Origin of the sequence: Thioalkalivibrio sp. ALE17, assembly GCF_000425605.1 — a bacterium.
Classification (GTDB): Bacteria; Pseudomonadota; Gammaproteobacteria; order Ectothiorhodospirales; family Ectothiorhodospiraceae; genus Thioalkalivibrio.
The window spans coordinates 39,483-56,787 of record NZ_AUDT01000009.1; the positions used below are offsets into that span (position 1 = coordinate 39,483).

Here is a 17,305-nt window from a genome sequence, read left to right on the forward strand (position 1 = left end):
CGATGACGATTATTTTTTGTGCCGGTCATGGCGAGGCCCCGCCGGGGCCGTGGCCATCTCTGGGCACAACCCCAACGCGGGTTGCGGCAGGCTCCTCGGCGTTGCATGAATTGCACCGATTCCGCGCGTCATGGCGTGAAATGGGGGCGATTTCATATTAGGATGGTGGGCTATTTTGATTTGTGGTGCATGATCGCTCGACGATCGTGCACAAGCCCCCGGTAAGGAAGTCGACCATCATGTCCGAGACCGCAAGTTCCTCCACCGCCATCACCGGCGCCGAAATCTTCTGCCGCAGCCTGCAGGCCGAGGGCGTCGAGGTCGTATTCGGCTATCCCGGTGGCGCGGTACTGCACATCTACGATGCGCTGTACCGGCAGGACAAGGTCTCCCACGTACTGGTGCGCCACGAGCAGGGCGCGGTACATGCGGCCGAGGGCTATGCCAAGTCCTCCGACAAGCCCGGCGTGGCGCTGGTCACCTCCGGCCCCGGCGCGACCAACGCGATCACCGGGATCGCCGATGCGTACATGGATTCTGTGCCGCTGGTGGTGTTCACCGGCCAGGTGCCGACCAGCCTGATCGGCAATGATGCCTTTCAGGAGGTCGACACCGTGGGGATCACGCGTCCCTGCGTGAAGCACAACTTCCTGGTCAAGGACGTGAAGGACCTGGCCACCACCATCAAGAAGGCCTTTTACGTGGCGACCACCGGTCGTCCGGGCCCGGTGGTGGTGGATATCCCGAAGGACGTAACCGCCGACAGCTGCGAGTTCGAGTATCCGGAGAGCATCCACATGCGCTCCTACAACCCGGTCTCGAAGGGGCACACCGGGCAGATCCGCAAGGCGGTCGAACTGATTCTGTCGGCGAAACAGCCGATGATCTACACCGGCGGTGGCGTGATCCTGGGCAAGGGTTCCGAGGCGCTGACGGAGTTCACCCGCAAGCTGGGCTATCCGATCACCAACACCCTGATGGGGCTGGGCGGCTACCCGGCGTCGGACAAGCAGTACCTCGGCATGCTCGGCATGCACGGGACCTACGAGGCCAACATGGCCATGCATCACGCGGACGTGCTGATCGCGATCGGTGCGCGCTTCGACGACCGTGTGACCGGCAACATCGAGAAGTTCTGCCCGCATGCGAAGATCGTGCACGTCGATGTCGACCCGTCCTCCATCTCCAAGAACGTGAAGGTGGACGTGCCGATCGTGGGCGAGGTGGAGCCGGTGCTGCGCGAGCTGATCAAGGGCCTGGACGAGAACGGTGGCAAGCCGGATGCCGAGGCTCTGGCCACCTGGTGGAAGCAGATCGAGGAATGGCAGGCGCAGGACTGCCTGAAGTACGACCAGAATTCCGAGCTGATCAAGCCGCAGTACGTGGTGCAGAAGTTCTGGGAGCTCACCCAGGGCGAAGCCTTCGTGACCTCGGATGTCGGCCAGCACCAGATGTGGGCCGCGCAGTTCTACCGCTTCGACAAGCCGAACCGCTGGATCAACTCCGGCGGCCTGGGCACGATGGGCGTGGGCCTGCCGTTCGCGATGGGCGTGCAGTTCGCGCACCCGGACGCGACGGTGGGCTGCATCACCGGCGAGGCCAGCATCCAGATGTGCATCCAGGAGCTGTCCACCTGCTTCCAGTACCAGCTGCCGCTGAAGATCCTGAACCTGAACAACCGCTACCTGGGCATGGTCCGGCAGTGGCAGGAGTTCTTCTACCAGGGCCGCTACGCGATGTCCTACATGGATGCCCTGCCGGACTTCGTGAAGCTGGCCGAGGCCTATGGCCATGTCGGCATCCAGGTCACCCAGCCCGGGGACGTCGAGGGTGCGATCAAGGAGGCCCTGGCGCAGAAGGAGCGCCTGGTGTTCCTGGACTTCATCACCGACCAGTCCGAGAACGTGTATCCAATGATCCCGGCCGGTGCCGGCCAGAACGAGATGATCCTGGTCTGAGCCGGGTACAGGGAAGAGCCGTATGCGTCATATCATCAGTGTCCTGCTGGAAAACGAAGCCGGTGCCCTCTCGCGGGTGGCCGGGCTGTTCTCCGCGCGTGGCTACAACATCGAGTCGCTGACCGTCGCGCCGACCGACGACCCGTCGCTGTCGCGCATGACCATCGTCACCAGTGGTTCCGACGAGATCGTCGAGCAGATCACCAAGCAGCTGAACAAGCTGATCGACGTGATCAAGCTGCTGGACATGACCGCCTATCCGCACATCGAGCGCGAGATGGCGCTGGTCAAGGTCCGCGTGCCGGAGGCCGCCGACCGCGAGGAGGCAAAGCGCCTGGCGGATATCTTCCGCGGCCGCATCATCGACGTGACCCACGACACCTATGTCGTCGAGATCACCGGCGAGGGCTCCAAGCTGGATGCTTTCCTCGAGGCGCTCCAGCCGTTCCCGGTGCTGGAGGTCGTGCGCTCCGGCGTCATGGGTATCGCCCGCGGCGACGTCAGCCTGCAGATCTGAATCCCCGGGTCCGGCGCTGCTTGCGGTGCCGGACCCGTTTGTTTGCCATGGGCCCCGTACGGGGTTGATATCAAGGAAATTGTGATGAATCTCTACTACGACAAAGACGCCGATCTCTCCATCATCCAGGGCATGAAGGTGGCCATCATCGGCTACGGTTCGCAGGGCCACGCCCATGCGAACAACCTGAAGGACTCCGGCGTGGACGTGACCGTGGGCCTGCGCGAGGGCTCCGGTTCCCGCGCCAAGGCCGAAGAGGCCGGCCTGAAGGTCGCCGACGTCGACGCCGCGACCGCCGGCGCCGACCTGATCATGGTGCTGGCCCCGGACGAGTACCAGGCCGCGCTGTATCGCGACGTGCTGGAACCGAACCTGAAGCAGGGCGCGACCCTGGCCTTCGCCCACGGCTTCGCGATCCACTACAACCAGATCGAGCCGCGCAAGGACCTGGACGTGATCATGATCGCGCCCAAGGCCCCGGGTCACACCGTGCGCTCCGAGTTCGTGCGTGGCGGCGGTATCCCCGACCTGATCGCCATCCAGCAGGACGCCTCCGGCAAGGCCCGTGACATCGCGATGTCCTATGCCTCCGCGATCGGCGGCGGTCGCACCGGCATCATCGAGACCACCTTCAAGGACGAGACCGAGACCGACCTGTTCGGCGAACAGGCCGTGCTGTGCGGCGGTGCGGTGGAGCTGGTCAAGGCCGGCTTCGAGACCCTGACCGAGGCGGGTTACGCCCCGGAGATGGCCTACTTCGAGTGCCTGCACGAGCTGAAGCTGATCGTCGACCTGATGTACGAAGGCGGCATCGCCAACATGAACTACTCGATCTCCAACAATGCCGAGTACGGCGAGTACGTGACCGGCCCGCAGGTGATCAACGAGGAGTCGCGCTGGGCCATGCGCGAGGCGCTGAAGAACATCCAGAACGGCGAGTACGCCAAGCAGTTCATCCTGGAAGGCGCGATGAACTACCCGTCGATGACCGCCAACCGCCGCCTGAACGCCGCCCACGAGATCGAGCAGGTGGGCGAACGCCTGCGTGCGATGATGCCGTGGATCAAGGCCAACCAGCTGGTCGACAAGTCCCGCAACTGATGCGGCTCCCCGCGGCGGGCATTCCGGCCCGCCGCGGTCCTTCTTTCCTGCCGAGCGCCCGATGCTGTTTCCGCTAGCCCCTGAAGGCCGCCTGTTCGTGATCATCGCCGCGTGGATGGCGGTTATCACGTTGCTGGTCGGGGAGGCGGAGCTGGGCCTGTTCATGGTGATCCTCACCGTGTTCCTGATGGCGGTGTTCCGTGACCTGCGGCGCAAGGCCCCGGCGCCGGCCCTGGGCGTGATCGCCCCGGCCGATGGCACCATCGAATCGGTCGCCGAGGCCCGCGACCCGTTCACGAACAAGCCGGCGGTCTGTATCCGCCTGCGCCAGCGGCGGCTGGGCGAGTACAACGTGCATGCCCCGCAGGAGGCCGAGATCCGCGAACGGGTCTGGCCGGGCAAGGAGACCGACGAAGCCCCGGATGCGCAACTGGAGGGCCGCCTGGCCTACGCGCTGGAGACCGACGAGGGCACGCGGCTGACCCTGGCCCTCAGTGTCGATCACTGGCCGCGGATGATCCGCATGCAGAACAACGTTCCGGGCAATCGTCTGGGGCGCGGCAAGCGCATGGGGTTCGCCGGCTTTGGTGGTACCTTCGAGGTGTGGCTGCCGGCCGGGTCGCAGGTGATGGTCGAGCCGGGGCAGCGGGTGCTGGCTGGTTCCGCCCTGCTGGGCGGGCTGCCGGAGTCCGAATCGACCGGGGACGCCGAGGGGGCCGTGGAGATGCTGCAATGAGTACAGGCGACGAAGGCGACCGGCGCGCGGAACCCGACTACATCGAGGGCGAGGACACCATCGCCGACGACCAGCCCCCGCATCGTCGGCGCCGGCGCGGCGTGTTCCTGCTGCCCAACCTGTTCACCACGGGGGTGCTCTTCTCCGGCTTCTTCGCCATCGTCTCGGCGATCAACGGCGAATACATCACCGCTGCCATCGCGGTCTTCGTGGCCATGGTGCTGGACACCCTGGACGGGCGCGTCGCGCGCATGACCGACACCCAGAGCGAGTTCGGCGCGCAGTACGATTCGCTGTCGGATCTCGTCTCGTTCGGTGTTGCGCCGGCGCTGATCGTCTACCTGTGGCAACTGCATGACCTGGGCAACTTCGGCTGGGTGGCGGCGTTCTTCTTTACCACCGCCGCCGCGCTGCGCCTGGCGCGCTTCAACAGCCGCCTCGCGGTCAGCGACAAGCGCTTCTTCCAGGGCCTGCCAAGCCCCGCCAGTGCCGCGATCCTGGTCGGTATGGTCTGGGTGCTGGAGGATTGGGGCATCCCCGCCGAGCTGGCCGATCCGTACGTGGTCGGCATCCTGGTGGTTACCGTGCTGTCCGGGGCGGCAATGGTCAGTAACCTGACCTACTTCAGCTTCAAGGACATGGACTTCAAGCACCGGGTGCCCTTCCTGGCGATCGTCGGCGTGGTGGTCGCGCTGATGCTGCTGGCCCTGGATCCGCCCAAGGTCCTCCTCGCGGGCTTCGTGATCTATGCCCTGTCCGGTCCGCTGCTGACCCTGGAGCGCTGGCGCCGGCATCGTCGCCGGGCGCCCTCGGGGGAGTAGTCGCGTGTCGCTGTCGGTGCGCCAGCGCCGCATCCTCGCGGATATGGGTATCCCGGTGTGGCGGTCGCGGGTCGCGGCCGCCCCGGCGATCGAAGCGCCGCCGGGCGAACCGCTGGCCCCGGCCGCCGAGGTGCCGTCCGGGGCGGCGGATGCGGGTGGCGGGGGGCAGGACGCCGCCGTCGCGACCCTGGACTGGGAGGCCCTCCAGACACGCGTGCGTGACTGCCAGGCCTGTGCCGAGCTGGCGCGCGAACGTACGCAGACCGTGTTCGGGGTGGGCGATCCGCGCGCCCGCTGGCTGTTCATTGGCGAGGCCCCCGGCGCGGAGGAGGACCGGCGGGGGGAACCCTTCGTCGGCCGTGCCGGACAGCTGCTGGACAACATGCTGCGGGCGCTGGGGCTGGAGCGGGGCCACGATGTCTTCATTGCCAACGTGCTGAAGTGCCGGCCCCCCGGAAACCGCGACCCGAAACCGGAGGAATCGGCGGCCTGCCGCGCCTACCTCGATCGCCAGATCGCCCTGATCCAGCCCCAGGTCATTGTCGCCCTGGGACGGATCGCGGCCCAGAGCCTGCTGGCATCGGAGGAGCCCCTGGGACGCCTGCGCGGGGCGCAGCACCGCTATCAGGGCGTGCCGCTGGTGGTGACCTATCACCCGGCCTACCTGCTGCGAAAGCCGGGAGACAAGGGCAAGGCCTGGCAGGACCTGCAGCGCGCCCGGGCCTTCCTGGAGTAACCCGATTCCCGTTGTGGAGATGGGAACCCGGGCAGCATTCCCGGGCTCGGAACTCCCGGAAGCGCCCCGTATCCCCTTCGTTCACCCCGTTCAGGAGGAAGCTGCGACATGAGTGCCGAACCCCGCGTCCAGCCCGAGTTGCGCCGTATGCAGACGGCGGATGTGGAGGGGGTGATGCGCGTGGAACGCGAGGCCTATGACTACCCGTGGACCGCCCGCATCTTCGAGGACTGCATCCGTGTGGGCTATGACTGCTGGGTGCTCGAGGTGGATGGCCGCCAGGTGGGCCACACCGTGCTGAGCGTGGCCGCGGGCGAGGCCCACCTGCTGAACCTGACGGTGGACCCGCGCTGGCAGGGCAACGGGCTGGGCCGGTTCATGGTGCGGCGCTTGTTCGACTATGCCTGTGAGCAGGAGGCCGAGGCGCTCTTTCTGGAGGTCCGTCCGTCGAACGTGGCCGCGGTCCAGCTCTACCGTTCGGAGGGCTTCGAGCATGTCGGCACCCGCCCGCGCTACTACCCGCTACCCAGCGGCCGTGAGGATGCCTGGGTTCTGACACGTCGCTGCAACGCCCCGGCCGGGGCCTGACGGGTTCCGCTGGCGGCGTGAAACCGGTCACAGTCCCGGGTGACCTTTGCGTGATGTGCGCCCGTTTTGCCGTCATCGGTTCTCGTCCTGCCACCCCCGCGTTGTGACGGCCCGCCCCCCGGACTATGATCAAAACCGGTATTCGCCCCGACACCGGATGAGGTAACCCATGTCCCGATCCCTGCGCGCACTGTTCGTTTCGCTCCCTCTGGCCCTGCCACTGGCGCTGTCCGCCGGGGCCGTTCAGGCCCAGCAGTCCTTTGGTTATGACGAGGCCGAGCGCCAGCAGGAACTGCTGGAGGTCTGGTACGAGATCCGCGAAAGCAACGCGCAGAAGGGCAATACCGCGGCGATGTTCGACGTGGGTATGGCCAACTACTCCGGGCGGGGTACGCCAGTGGACCACGACCAGGCCGTGCGCTGGTTCGCCCGCGCAGCGGATGCCGACCACGCCGGGGCCCACTACTACCTGGGCTATCTCCTGGCGGCCGGCAAGGGCGCCCCGGCGGACCCCGAGCGCAGCCGCGAGCACTACACCCGCGCCGCCGAACTGGGACATGCCGATGCCCAGTACTGGCTAGGGAGCCACCTGGCCAATGGCGAACAGGACCCGGCCGCCGGTCTCGAATGGCTGACCCGGGCCGCGGATCAGGGGCTGCCCGCCGCCCAGTACTACGTCGGGTTGCTGCACGAGAACGGCCAGGGCACCACGCGCGATGCGGCCGCCGCCGCCCGCTGGTACACCGCCGCGGCGGAACAGGGCTACCGGCATGCCCAGATCGGGCTGGGCCGGCTGCACCAGAACGGCCGCGGGGTCGAGCGTGACCTGGTGCAGGCGCATGTCTGGTACAGCCTGGCCCAGGACGAAGAGCGCATTGCTACGCTCGAGGCCCGCATGAACAACCGCGACCTGGTGACCGCGCGCGGGCGTCTGGAGGAGCAGAACGCGGCGATCCAGGCGGCCGCCGCACGCTGAGCCTGAAGTCGCCAGTCTGGTGTTGCACAACGGCCCCGGCTTCCGGGGCCGTTTGCGTTTCGGGGGCATCCGGCTGAACCGGAGCCCCGATTTCGCGTTAAACTTGCGGGCTGTTCCCAGCGGCCCGAATGCATGTCCTTTATCGAGGAAACCCGCCGACGCCGGACCTTCGCGATCATCTCGCACCCGGACGCCGGCAAGACCACCATGACCGAAAAGCTCCTGCTGTACGGCGGTGCGATCCAGCTCGCCGGTACGGTCAAGGGGCGCAAGTCGTCGCGCCATGCCACCTCCGACTGGATGGAGATGGAGAAGTCGCGCGGGATCTCGGTCACCTCGTCCGTGATGCAGTACCCGTACAAGGGGCGCATGGTGAACCTGCTGGACACCCCCGGGCACGCGGACTTCTCCGAGGACACCTACCGCACGCTGACCGCGGTGGACTCCGCGTTGATGGTGATCGACGCGGCCAAGGGCGTGGAAGAACGCACCATCAAGCTGATGGAGGTCTGCCGGCTGCGCGACACGCCGATCATGACCTTCGTCAACAAGATGGACCGCGAGGGCCGCGACCCGATCGAGCTGCTCGACGAGGTCGAGGAGGTACTGAAGATCGAGTGCGCCCCGGTCACCTGGCCGATCGGCTCCGGCAAGCGCTTCCGTGGCGTCTACCATATCCGTCGCGATGCGGTGCACCTGTACGATCCCGAGCAGGGCGGGAAGAAGTCCACCGGCGAGATCATCGAGGGCCTGGACAATCCGCGCCTGGACGAGGTGCTGGGCGATCAGGCGCAGGAGCTGCGCGAGGAGCTCGAGCTGGTGCAGGGCGCCTCGCACGCGTTCGACGCGGACGCCTACCTGCGCGGCGAGCAGACCCCGGTGTTCTTCGGCTCCGCGATCAACAACTTCGGCATCGAGGAGTTGCTGGACGATTTCGTCGAGTACGCCCCGGGCCCGCTGCCGCGCCCGACGCACTCGCGCAAGGTCGAGCCGACCGAGGAGAAGTTCACCGGCTTCGTGTTCAAGATCCAGGCGAACATGGATCCGAATCACCGTGACCGCATCGCCTTCATGCGCATCTGTTCCGGCACCTTCGACAAGGGCGCGAAGCTGCGTCACGTGCGGATCGGGCGCGACGTGAAGATCCCGGATGCGCTGACCTTCCTGGCCTCCGACCGCGAACATGTCGAGACCGCGTATCCGGGCGACATCATCGGCATTCACAACCACGGCACCATCCGCATCGGGGATACCTTCACCCAGGGCGAGGACCTGACCTTCACCGGCGTGCCCAACTTCGCCCCGGAGCTGTTCCGGCGCGCGCAGCTGAAGGACCCGCTGAAGATGAAGCAGCTCGCCAAGGGCCTGCAGGAGTTGTGCGAGGAGGGTGCGACCCAGCTCTACCGCCCGCTGACCAACAACGACCTGATCCTGGGCGCGGTCGGCGTGCTGCAGTTCGACGTGGTCGCCGAGCGCCTGCGTACCGAGTACAAGGTCGAGGCGCAGTTCGAGAACGTGAACGTCCAGACCGCGCGCTGGGTCGAATGCGACGACCCGAAGAAACTCGAGGAGTTCAGGGAGAAGGCCGCGGCGAACCTGGCGATCGATCACGGTGGCGATCTGGTCTATATCGCCCCGACTCGGGTGAACCTGCAGATGGCGATGGAAAAATGGCCGGAGATCCGCTTCGAGGCGACCCGCGAGCACGGCCAGCCGACGGAGTAGATCGCCGCTCCGGGGTGCACTGGAACCGCCATCGGGAGGAGCGAAGCGACGTGGCGAACTCCATCCGAAATCAGCGGCCCCGGGCTTCATGCCAGCTTGAGGCGATTGCCACGGTGTCTGCGACGCCTCGCAATGACGGTGCAGTTGTGTGGTGCAGGAGGAGAATATGGCGTTTCGATTCTTGTCTGTGATTGGCGTGGTCGTGGCGCTGATGGTTGGCGGCTGTGCGGTGCACAAGACCGAGACCCGGGGCGATGGACCCGAGCCGCGACCGGGTACGGTCGAGCAGATGAACCCGTTCCTGCACTTCCTCGAGAGTCGGCCGACGCCCGGGGAGTTCGAGCGCGTCTACCCCGACGTGATGCTGGTGCTGCCCGGCGACATCGTGACCCAGGAATACCGCACGGATAACAGCCGCTTCTTCGCCGAACTGGACGCGGATGGCCGCATCCATGGCGGCGATTTCCGCTGATTCCCCGATGCTGCGCATTTCCAACAGCGTGAGCGTCCCCGAGCACGAGATCGAGCTGACCGCGATCCGTGCCCAGGGGGCCGGCGGGCAGAACGTGAACAAGGTGGCCTCGGCCATTCATCTGCGCTTCGATATCCGCGCCTCCAGCCTGCCCGACGTCTACAAGGAACGCCTGCTGCGCCGCCGGGACCAGCGCATCACCAAGGATGGCGTGATCGTGCTCAAGGCGCAGCAGTACCGCACCCAGGAGGCCAACCGCGAGGATGCGCTGGAGCGCCTGGCGGAGCTGCTGCGCGAGGTGGGTCGCCCGATCAAGGCGCGCAAGCCGACGCGCCCCACGCGCGCCTCCAAGCTGCGCCGCCTGGAGGGCAAGACCCACCGCGGCCGCAAGAAGGCCCTGCGCGGCCGCGTCGCCCCCGACTAACTGCCAAGAGCTTTTTGTTCACCACGAAGCACACGAAGGCACGAAGAAGGGTCAGGTCAATGGCATAAAAGCGGACAGGAAGACGGGAAGGTCGGAAGGATTTCTGGTTGGGGCGCCGGGCACCGGCTGGCCACATCCGCGCGCCCGGGCATCAGGGGCTCTGGGAGACGCACCCTATTCATCTTCCCGTCTTCGTACCTTCCTGTTAACCGCCCTTGAATTCCTTCGTGCCTTCGTGTGCTTCGTGGCGAATAAAAGGGTTCAGGCCCCGGCATTCGGGTTCGGGTCGGCAGGGGCGGGTTCGTGTTCCTGCTGGTGTTGCCACAGGCGGGCGTAGGCGCCGCCCGCCGCGAGGAGTTCGCGGTGGGTGCCGCGTTCGACCACGCGTCCCTGATCGAGGACCACGATCTGCTCGGCATCCTTCACGGTCGACAGGCGATGCGCGATGACCAGCGTGGTGCGCCGCGCCGAGACCTCGTTCAGCGCCTGCAGGATCGCCTTCTCCGAGCCCGAGTCCAGCGACGAGGTGGCCTCGTCGAAGACCAGGATCGGCGGGTCCTTCAGCAGCATGCGGGCGATGGCAATGCGTTGCTTCTCGCCGCCGGAGACCTTGAGGCCGCGTTCGCCGACGACCGTATCCAGGCCGTCGGGCAGGCGCTGGATGAAATCGTCCAGGTGCGCCAGACGCACCGCGCGCCGGATGGCCTCCTCGGAGGCCTCCGGATCACCGTAGGCGATGTTGTAGCGAATGCTCGCGTTGAACAGCACGGTATCCTGCGGGACCACGCCGATCGCTCGGCGCAGGCTTTGCTGGGTCACCTCGCGGATATCCTGGCCGTCGATAGTGATGCGCCCGTCCGTCACGTCGAAGAACCGGAACAGCAGGCGTGCGAGCGTGGACTTGCCGGCCCCGCTGGGCCCGACGACCGCCAGCTTGTGCCCGGCCGGGATTTCCAGTGATACGTCCTCGAGGATCGGGCGTTCCGGCTGGTAGTGGAAGGCGACCTGCTCGAAGCGCACATGCCCGTCCGCGACGTCGAGATCCGGCGCGCCTGGCCGGTCCTCGACCTGTACCGGTTTTTCCAGCAGGCCAAACAGGCGCTCGATGTTCGCCAGCGACTGGCGGATCTCGCGGTAGACGAAGCCGAGGAAGTTCAGCGGCATGAACAGCTGGATCATGTAGGCATTGACCATCACCAGATCGCCCAGCGACATCTGCCCCGAGGCCACCCGGCTGGCGGCCAGCAGCATCATCACGGTGATCGCGGCGGCGATGATCAGGGCCTGGCCGGAGTTCAGCAGCACCAGCGACAGTACGTTCTTGGTGCGCGCCTGTTCCCAGGTGGCCAGGCCCTCGTCGTAGCGCCGGGCCTCGAAGCCCTCGTTGCCGAAGTACTTCACCGTTTCGTAGTTCAGCAGCGAGTCGATCGCGCGGGTGTTGGACTCGTTGTCGCGCTGGTTGGCCTCGCGCACGAAGCGGGTACGCCACTCGGTAATCCATACCGACCAGGCGATGTAGGCGGCCACCGCGAGGATCACGGTGACGGTGAAGACCGGACCGACCGCCACCAGCAGGATCACCGCGACCAGCGCGATCTCGATGATGGTCGGCAGGATGTTGAACACCATGAAGCGCAGCAGGAAGCTGATGCCGCTGGTGCCGCGCTCGATGTCGCGTGCCAGGCCACCGGTCTCGCGCGCCAGGTGGAAGCTCAGCTCGAGCCGGTGGAGGTGCTCGAATACCCGCAGGGCCGCGCGCCGCATGGCCCGTTCGGCCACGCGCACAAAGACCGCGTCGCGCAGCTCGCCGAACAGGGTGCTGCCGAAGCGCAGCAGGCCGTAGGCGATCACCAGGGCCACCGGGACTGCGACCAGCGCCTCGGTGCCGCCGTCCTCGAAGTGGTCGACGATGTACTTCAGCGCCAGCGGGACCAGCACGGTTGCCAGCTTGGCCAGGCCCATCAGGCCCAGGGCCAGGAACAGCCGGCCGCGGAACTCCGCGAGATAGGGGAACAGGGAGCGAACGATGCGCCAGTTGATCGCATCGTCGGGCGCATCGTGCACGCTGGAGTGACCGCGCATGGAGGAATCCGGGGCTGGGTAGGCTGCCTACTTTAGGAGGTCCCCGCCGGGTACGCACATGGGCGCGCGTTCCGTGGCGGCTCCCCGGCCCGGTGTGGCCCGGTCGCGCGCCTCACCGGTGGATGCGGTAGCCGTCGCCCCGGTCCTGTTCCAGGTCGATCCGCAGGCGCTGGTGACTCCAGCCGTCCTGCGAGCAGCGGGCCTCGATCTGCAGGAAGCGTGTGCCATCGGGGATCGACAGCCGGCGCAGGCTGCGGGTAAACGGCTGCTCGTTGACATGCGGGTGGTGCAGGATGCGTTCACCGAGGACGTTCCCATCGGCGTCCAGCACACGCCAGGCATCGGCATAGTGATCCCAGCCGGTATCGGGATGCTCCACGGTGACGGCGACCCGCCACTGGTTCGGGCCGCTGGCATGCAGCTGGGCCTCCAGGATGTCGACCGGGTCTGCTTGGGCGGGCAGGGCCAGAAGGCCCAGGAGGGTGGCGAGGGTCAGTCTCTTCGTGCACATGGCAAGGCTCCTTTTGCCGATCGGGGTGAATGCGTTCCTGTGGTTCATGGACGGGGCGCCCCGGGGCCGGATTGATTTCACGCGCCCTGTACCCGGTTGCGCCCGGCGTGCTTGGCCGCGTACAGGGCGCGGTCGGCCCGGTCTACCAGGGATTCCGCGCTCTCGCCGGGCTCCAGCTGGGCCACACCGAAGCTGGCGGTCAGCGGCTGTCCGGTCTGGAAGTCGTGGGTCTCCAGGCAGTGGCGCAGGTCCTCGGCCAGTCGGCTCGTTGCGGCGCTATCGTCTTGCGGGCAGAGAATGAGGAACTCCTCGCCACCCCAGCGCGCGGCCCGATCGGTGGCGCGGATGCGGCCCGTGATCAGCTGCCCGACCGCGGTCAGTACCGCGTCGCCGCGGCCGTGTCCCAGGGTGTCGTTGATCGGCTTGAAGTGATCAAGGTCCAGCAGGATTACGCTGAGCGGGCTCGCGTGACGCTCGGCCCTCAGGATCTCTTCGGCCAGGGCCTCGCTGGCCTTCATGCGGTTGTTCAATCCGGTCAGCGGGTCGGTGGTGGCGAGGTGTTCCAGGTGTTGCTGGGCGGCCTCCAGGGAGTGCGTGCGTTCCCGTACCAGGCGTTCGAGCACCTGTGCGCGCTCCTCCAGCTCCTTCACCGGGTAGGGTTCGTCGTCTCCATGGACGCTCGCGGGGAAGGAGCCATGCAGGTGCTCCAGGCGCCAGCCGTCGGCGGTCGCGTGCAGCACCAGACTGGCACGCAGGCCGTTCAGTCGGACCCGCTGCCCGCGGGTATCCAGGATCATGTCGAAGATCAGCATGATCAGCGCCACGTCATCCGTCAGCAGTCGGATCTCCTCGCGGTGGATCGCGAAGTCGAAGGGCTCCGGTACCTGTTCGATGTCGCGCCCGGCGATGCGTTCGACCTCTTCGGGGTTGAAGGCGGCCTCGTCGGCACCGGTGCCAAAGCCGCTGACCCCAGGGGTGTGAAGGCGCAGCAGGGCCGCGAGATCGCGCTGGCGCAGCCAGGCGTCCAGGTAGGCGTGAACCGTGCCGCGGATCGCCTCCGTGCGTGGATCTGTCATGTACGGGTTGTGTTCAGTCGATGCCGACGGCGCGCTGTTCCTGGCGGATCCAGGCGATGATGTGGGCGGTCTCCTCACCGGTGACCCCGGCCACCGGCGGCATGTCGCCAAAGTCCCAGTGGTGCGCGTGCACGCCCAGGGCCACGGCGCGATGGAAGGTGATGTCCGGGTGGTGCGAAGGCTCGTAGATGCGGTGGATCAGCGGCGGGCCCTGGTCGGTGCCGCGGGCGTCCTCGCCGTGGCACTGCATGCAGTTGGCGCGGAACAGCGAGCGCCCGGCCTCGGGGTCGGCGGCGAAGTCCTCTGGCGGCAGGCTGTAGTCGAGCTGCGCGGTCGAGCCGGAGGCCGCGCTCGAGTCTTCGCTGGATGCCTGCGCAGGCGGCTCGGCGGCGGTGTCCGGTTCCGGGGCGTCGGAACAGGCGGTCAACGCGAACAGGGCCAGCAAGGCGGCGGGCAGGAGGCGGGCGGTTGTCGGCATCGGGCGTCCTGGATTTTGGTATTCAGGTGGGGAGTTTATCGCGGCGGGTCACGGCGGGCGACTGCGCACCGGGAGGGATTGCGGCCGGCCCGGGGCGGTTGTGGCGCTGGTGGCTTGCAGCGGTGGCGGGCATTCGGCAGTCTTCGTGGCTTGTCTTCCCGTCTGGAGTACGTCCATTGGAACCCTCGGGTCTTGCAGCTGGAGAAGCGCAGGGAAGCGCTCCGGCGGCGGCGCCACTGGAGATCCTGCGCGAGACCTTCGGCTACACGGAATTTCGCGGTCAGCAACAGGCCATCGTCGAGCATGTGACCGCGGGTGGCGACGCCGTGGTGCTGATGCCCACCGGCGGCGGCAAGTCGCTGTGCTACCAGATCCCCGCGCTGGCGCGGCCCGGGTGCGGCATCGTGATCTCGCCGCTGATCGCGCTGATGCAGGATCAGGTGGCGGCCCTGCGCCAGAACGGCGTGGCGGCGGCCAGTCTGGATTCCGGCCAGAAGGCGGACGAGGCCCGCTCCGTGCTGGCCGCGCTGCACGCGGGCGAACTGGATCTGCTGTACATGTCGCCGGAGCGCCTGTTCGCCGCGGGCATGCTGGAGCGTCTGGAGGGCATCGAGCTGGCGCTGTTCGCCATCGACGAGGCCCACTGCGTCTCGCAATGGGGGCATGACTTTCGCCCGGAGTACAGTCAGCTGGCGGTGCTGGCCGAACGTTTCCCGCAGGTGCCGCGCCTCGCCCTGACCGCGACGGCGGACGGCCCCACCCGCCAGGAGATCCGCGAGCGGCTGCGCCTGGAGCAGGCCCGTGCTTTTGTCAGCTCCTTCGATCGCCCCAACATCCGCTACCGCATCGCCCAGGCCGACGGGGGGCGCGGCGGTTCCGCACGCGATCGGCTGCTGCGCTTCATCCGCGAGGAACACGCGGGCGAGGCCGGTATCGTCTATTGCCTGTCGCGCAAGAAGGTCGAGGCGGTGGCCGAGTGGCTGGCGGAACAGGGCATTACCGCGCTGCCCTATCACGCGGGTCTGCCGGCGGCGACCCGCGCGGAGAACCAGACCCGGTTCCTGCGCGAGGAGGGCGTGGTGATGGCGGCGACCATCGCCTTCGGCATGGGGATCGACAAGCCGAACGTACGTTTCGTGGCTCACCTGAACCTGCCCAAGAGCCTGGAGGGCTACTATCAGGAGACCGGCCGCGCCGGGCGCGACGGCCTGCCCGCGAATGCCTGGATGGTCTATGGCCTGCAGGATGTCGTGACCCTGCGCCAGATGCTGGAGGGCTCGCAGGCCGGCGCCGAGCGCCAGCGCATCGAGCAGCAAAAGCTGGAGGCGATGCTCGGGTTCTGCGAGATCACCAGTTGCCGGCGCCAGGCCCTGCTTGCCTACTTCGACGAGCGCATGCCCGAGCCCTGCGGGACCTGCGACAACTGCATGCAGCCGCCGGCCACCTGGGATGCCAGTGTCCCGGTGCAGAAGCTCCTGTCCTGCATCTACCGCACCGGCGAGCGCTTCGGCGCGGGGCACGTGATCGACGTGCTGCGCGGCTCCGCGAGCGAACGCCTGAGCCGCCTCGGTCACGACCGCCTGAGCACCTTCGGGATCGGCAAGGAACTGGACAAGGCACAGTGGCGCGGCGTGGTGCGTCAGCTGCTCGCCCGCGGCCTGTTGCGCCTGGACGAGGAGGGCTACGGCGGGCTGAAGCTGGACCCGGCCTGTCGCCCGGTGCTGCGCGGCGAGGAGTCGATCCACCTGCGCGAAGAGTTGGCCCGCCCGGAACGCGAGGCGCGCACGGCCCGCCCGGCCCGCCGCGACACCGCCCGCAGTGTGGCGGCGATGGACAGCGAGGACCGCGCGCTGTGGGAGGCCCTGCGCGCATTGCGCACCGACCTCGCGCGCGACCAGGGGGTGCCGCCCTACGTGATCTTCAGTGATGCCACGCTGCTGGAGATGGTCGCGGCCGCCCCGCGCAGCCGTGACGAGATGGCCGGGATCTCCGGGGTCGGCCAGCACAAGCTGGAGCGCTATGGCGATGCCTTCATCAAGGCCATCGAGGGGCATTTCGGGCTATAGTGGTGCGAAAAACCACGCCGCAATACGATTTCGGGGAGACCGCGTGACCGACAAAAGCTTCCTTGAGGATTTCTACCGCCATCGCGACGGTCAACTGGTCGTGACCCCGGAGCAGGGCAGTGACTTTGCCAAGACGCTCGCCGGCGATTTCAATCCGATCCACGATGCCGACAACCGGCGCTTCTGCGTGCCGGGCGATCTGCTGTTCGCGCTGGTGCTGGATACCTACGGCGCCAGCGCGAACATGCACTTCCGCTTTACCGGCATGGTGGGGGGCAACGTGCCGCTGATCTTCCCGGAGGCCCCGGGCGAGGCCTTTGCGATTACCGACGACAATGGCAAGAGCGTGATCGAGGTCGAGCGCTCCGGCACGGTGATCGACGAGTCCAACGCGATTGAATCCCTGATCCGCAGTTATGTGAGCTTCTCCGGGCAGAACTTCCCGCATGTGCTGGTGCCGCTGATGGAGGAGCACGGCGTGATGGTGAACCCGAAGCGCCCGCTGGTGATGTACGAGCGCATGGGCTTCCGCCTGCCGGAGCCGCTGGCCGCCAGCGCCGGGGTGCCGGAGCCGCGCCTGAAGGATGCGGTGATGACCGTCAACGGCAAGCGCGGCGAGATCCGCCTGGACTACGAGCTGGTGATCGATCAGTCCGTAGTCGCCGACGGCAGCAAGCACCTGGTGCTGAGCGGCCTGCGCCCGTTCGATGCCGCCGACGTCGAGCAACTCGTCGCCGACTACGAGAGCTGGAAGGCCGCCTACTTCAACCAGACCGCAGCCCGCGCCCACGCCTGAACGTTTTTATTCACCACGAAGCGCACGAAGGCACGAAGAAGGTCAAGGGCTTGGAGCGGACAGGAAGGCGAGAAGATCGGAAGATAGGCAAGATACGGCTGATCCGGGCGATGCAGTTAATAGCCCTCGATGGCCGGCCGCCCCCCGAGTCCATCTAACCGATCGTTTTTACTTCTAGTCTTCCCATCTTCCTGTTAACCGCCCTTGACCTGGCCCTTCTTCGTGCCTTCGTGTGCTTCGTG

Annotated in this window: 17 protein-coding genes; 13 read left to right on the forward strand and 4 right to left on the reverse strand. The window is 67.1% G+C overall.

Annotated elements, in window-relative coordinates:
* The first annotated feature begins 239 nt into the window (after nt 1-239).
* The 11 genes from ilvB (at nt 240) to arfB (ending at nt 10,054) form a co-directional block, all read left to right on the forward strand.
* Nucleotides 240-1,958, forward strand: coding sequence for a biosynthetic-type acetolactate synthase large subunit (gene ilvB, locus H609_RS0107990; protein ID WP_018877045.1), 1,719 nt, complete (start codon nt 240-242; stop codon nt 1,956-1,958).
* A gap of 22 nt (nt 1,959-1,980) precedes the next feature.
* Nucleotides 1,981-2,475 (forward strand): acetolactate synthase small subunit, encoded by a 495-nt coding sequence (ilvN, locus tag H609_RS0107995; RefSeq protein WP_018867526.1) that lies wholly within the window; start codon nt 1,981-1,983, stop codon nt 2,473-2,475.
* A gap of 84 nt (nt 2,476-2,559) precedes the next feature.
* Nucleotides 2,560-3,576: a ketol-acid reductoisomerase gene (gene ilvC / locus H609_RS0108000; RefSeq protein WP_018862774.1), complete on the forward strand. Its 1,017-nt coding sequence runs from the start codon at nt 2,560-2,562 to the stop codon at nt 3,574-3,576.
* A gap of 61 nt (nt 3,577-3,637) precedes the next feature.
* Nucleotides 3,638-4,312: a phosphatidylserine decarboxylase gene (locus H609_RS0108005; protein ID WP_028484704.1), complete on the forward strand. Its 675-nt coding sequence runs from the start codon at nt 3,638-3,640 to the stop codon at nt 4,310-4,312.
* Nucleotides 4,309-5,133, forward strand: coding sequence for a CDP-diacylglycerol--serine O-phosphatidyltransferase (gene pssA, locus H609_RS0108010; protein WP_018867524.1), 825 nt, complete (start codon nt 4,309-4,311; stop codon nt 5,131-5,133). Before H609_RS0108005 ends, pssA begins: the two co-directional genes overlap by 4 nt.
* A gap of 4 nt (nt 5,134-5,137) precedes the next feature.
* Nucleotides 5,138-5,869: a uracil-DNA glycosylase family protein gene (locus tag H609_RS0108015; RefSeq protein ID WP_018867523.1), complete on the forward strand. Its 732-nt coding sequence runs from the start codon at nt 5,138-5,140 to the stop codon at nt 5,867-5,869.
* Nucleotides 5,870-5,977: 108 nt separating this feature from the next.
* A complete protein-coding gene (rimI, locus tag H609_RS0108020; RefSeq protein WP_018878531.1) occupies nt 5,978-6,457 on the forward strand; it encodes a ribosomal protein S18-alanine N-acetyltransferase in 480 nt (159 codons plus the stop codon).
* A 169-nt stretch (nt 6,458-6,626) separates the two neighbouring features.
* Complete coding sequence (locus tag H609_RS0108025; RefSeq protein WP_018867521.1) at nt 6,627-7,433, forward strand: tetratricopeptide repeat protein; 807 nt, start codon at nt 6,627-6,629, stop codon at nt 7,431-7,433.
* 132 nt (nt 7,434-7,565) lie between these two features.
* On the forward strand, nt 7,566-9,158 hold the full coding sequence (locus tag H609_RS0108030; protein ID WP_018867520.1) for a peptide chain release factor 3: 1,593 nt from the start codon (nt 7,566-7,568) through the stop codon (nt 9,156-9,158).
* A gap of 166 nt (nt 9,159-9,324) precedes the next feature.
* Nucleotides 9,325-9,630 carry a hypothetical protein gene (locus H609_RS0108035; RefSeq protein ID WP_018877042.1) on the forward strand — a complete coding sequence of 102 codons (306 nt, stop codon included), beginning with the start codon at nt 9,325-9,327 and terminating at the stop codon, nt 9,628-9,630.
* A gap of 7 nt (nt 9,631-9,637) precedes the next feature.
* Entirely contained in the window at nt 9,638-10,054 is a 417-nt protein-coding gene (gene arfB, locus H609_RS0108040; RefSeq protein WP_018877041.1) for an alternative ribosome rescue aminoacyl-tRNA hydrolase ArfB, read from the forward strand.
* Nucleotides 10,055-10,315: 261 nt separating this feature from the next.
* On the opposite strand, the gene H609_RS0108045 is transcribed toward arfB, so the two are convergent.
* From H609_RS0108045 to H609_RS0108060, 4 genes are all read right to left on the reverse strand, one after another.
* On the reverse strand, nt 10,316-12,136 hold the full coding sequence (locus tag H609_RS0108045; RefSeq protein WP_028484705.1) for an ABC transporter ATP-binding protein/permease: 1,821 nt from the start codon (nt 12,134-12,136) through the stop codon (nt 10,316-10,318).
* Nucleotides 12,137-12,248: 112 nt separating this feature from the next.
* Nucleotides 12,249-12,647 carry a hypothetical protein gene (locus H609_RS0108050; RefSeq protein ID WP_028484706.1) on the reverse strand — a complete coding sequence of 133 codons (399 nt, stop codon included), beginning with the start codon at nt 12,645-12,647 and terminating at the stop codon, nt 12,249-12,251.
* A 77-nt stretch (nt 12,648-12,724) separates the two neighbouring features.
* On the reverse strand, nt 12,725-13,723 hold the full coding sequence (locus H609_RS0108055) for a diguanylate cyclase (protein ID WP_028484707.1): 999 nt from the start codon (nt 13,721-13,723) through the stop codon (nt 12,725-12,727).
* Between the two features lie 13 nt (nt 13,724-13,736).
* The gene (locus H609_RS0108060) at nt 13,737-14,201 is read right to left on the reverse strand and encodes a c-type cytochrome (protein WP_017940857.1); all 465 of its coding nucleotides are present in this window, start codon (nt 14,199-14,201) and stop codon (nt 13,737-13,739) included.
* A 176-nt stretch (nt 14,202-14,377) separates the two neighbouring features.
* Here H609_RS0108060 and recQ point away from each other — a divergent pair, with 176 nt between their 5' ends.
* Complete coding sequence (recQ, locus tag H609_RS0108065) at nt 14,378-16,267, forward strand: DNA helicase RecQ (protein WP_018867513.1); 1,890 nt, start codon at nt 14,378-14,380, stop codon at nt 16,265-16,267.
* A gap of 43 nt (nt 16,268-16,310) precedes the next feature.
* Nucleotides 16,311-17,063, forward strand: coding sequence for a DUF3581 family protein (locus H609_RS0108070; RefSeq protein ID WP_028484708.1), 753 nt, complete (start codon nt 16,311-16,313; stop codon nt 17,061-17,063).
* Nucleotides 17,064-17,305: the final 242 nt, after the last annotated feature.

Excerpts from the sequence above, each read along its gene's own strand:
- H609_RS0108005 (WP_028484704.1), top strand. The coding sequence starts at position 3,638 with ATGCTGTTTCCGCTAGCCCCTGAAGGCCGCCTGTTCGTGATCATCGCC.
- rimI (WP_018878531.1), top strand. The coding sequence starts at position 5,978 with ATGAGTGCCGAACCCCGCGTCCAGCCCGAGTTGCGCCGTATGCAGACG.
- H609_RS0108060 (WP_017940857.1), bottom strand. The coding sequence starts at position 14,201 with ATGCCGACAACCGCCCGCCTCCTGCCCGCCGCCTTGCTGGCCCTGTTC.
- ilvB (WP_018877045.1), top strand. The coding sequence starts at position 240 with ATGTCCGAGACCGCAAGTTCCTCCACCGCCATCACCGGCGCCGAAATC.
- H609_RS0108030 (WP_018867520.1), top strand. The coding sequence starts at position 7,566 with ATGTCCTTTATCGAGGAAACCCGCCGACGCCGGACCTTCGCGATCATC.
- H609_RS0108035 (WP_018877042.1), top strand. The coding sequence starts at position 9,325 with ATGGCGTTTCGATTCTTGTCTGTGATTGGCGTGGTCGTGGCGCTGATG.
- arfB (WP_018877041.1), top strand. The coding sequence starts at position 9,638 with ATGCTGCGCATTTCCAACAGCGTGAGCGTCCCCGAGCACGAGATCGAG.
- H609_RS0108045 (WP_028484705.1), bottom strand. The coding sequence starts at position 12,136 with ATGCGCGGTCACTCCAGCGTGCACGATGCGCCCGACGATGCGATCAAC.
- H609_RS0108050 (WP_028484706.1), bottom strand. The coding sequence starts at position 12,647 with ATGTGCACGAAGAGACTGACCCTCGCCACCCTCCTGGGCCTTCTGGCC.
- ilvN (WP_018867526.1), top strand. The coding sequence starts at position 1,981 with ATGCGTCATATCATCAGTGTCCTGCTGGAAAACGAAGCCGGTGCCCTC.
- ilvC (WP_018862774.1), top strand. The coding sequence starts at position 2,560 with ATGAATCTCTACTACGACAAAGACGCCGATCTCTCCATCATCCAGGGC.
- H609_RS0108055 (WP_028484707.1), bottom strand. The coding sequence starts at position 13,723 with ATGACAGATCCACGCACGGAGGCGATCCGCGGCACGGTTCACGCCTAC.
- pssA (WP_018867524.1), top strand. The coding sequence starts at position 4,309 with ATGAGTACAGGCGACGAAGGCGACCGGCGCGCGGAACCCGACTACATC.
- H609_RS0108025 (WP_018867521.1), top strand. The coding sequence starts at position 6,627 with ATGTCCCGATCCCTGCGCGCACTGTTCGTTTCGCTCCCTCTGGCCCTG.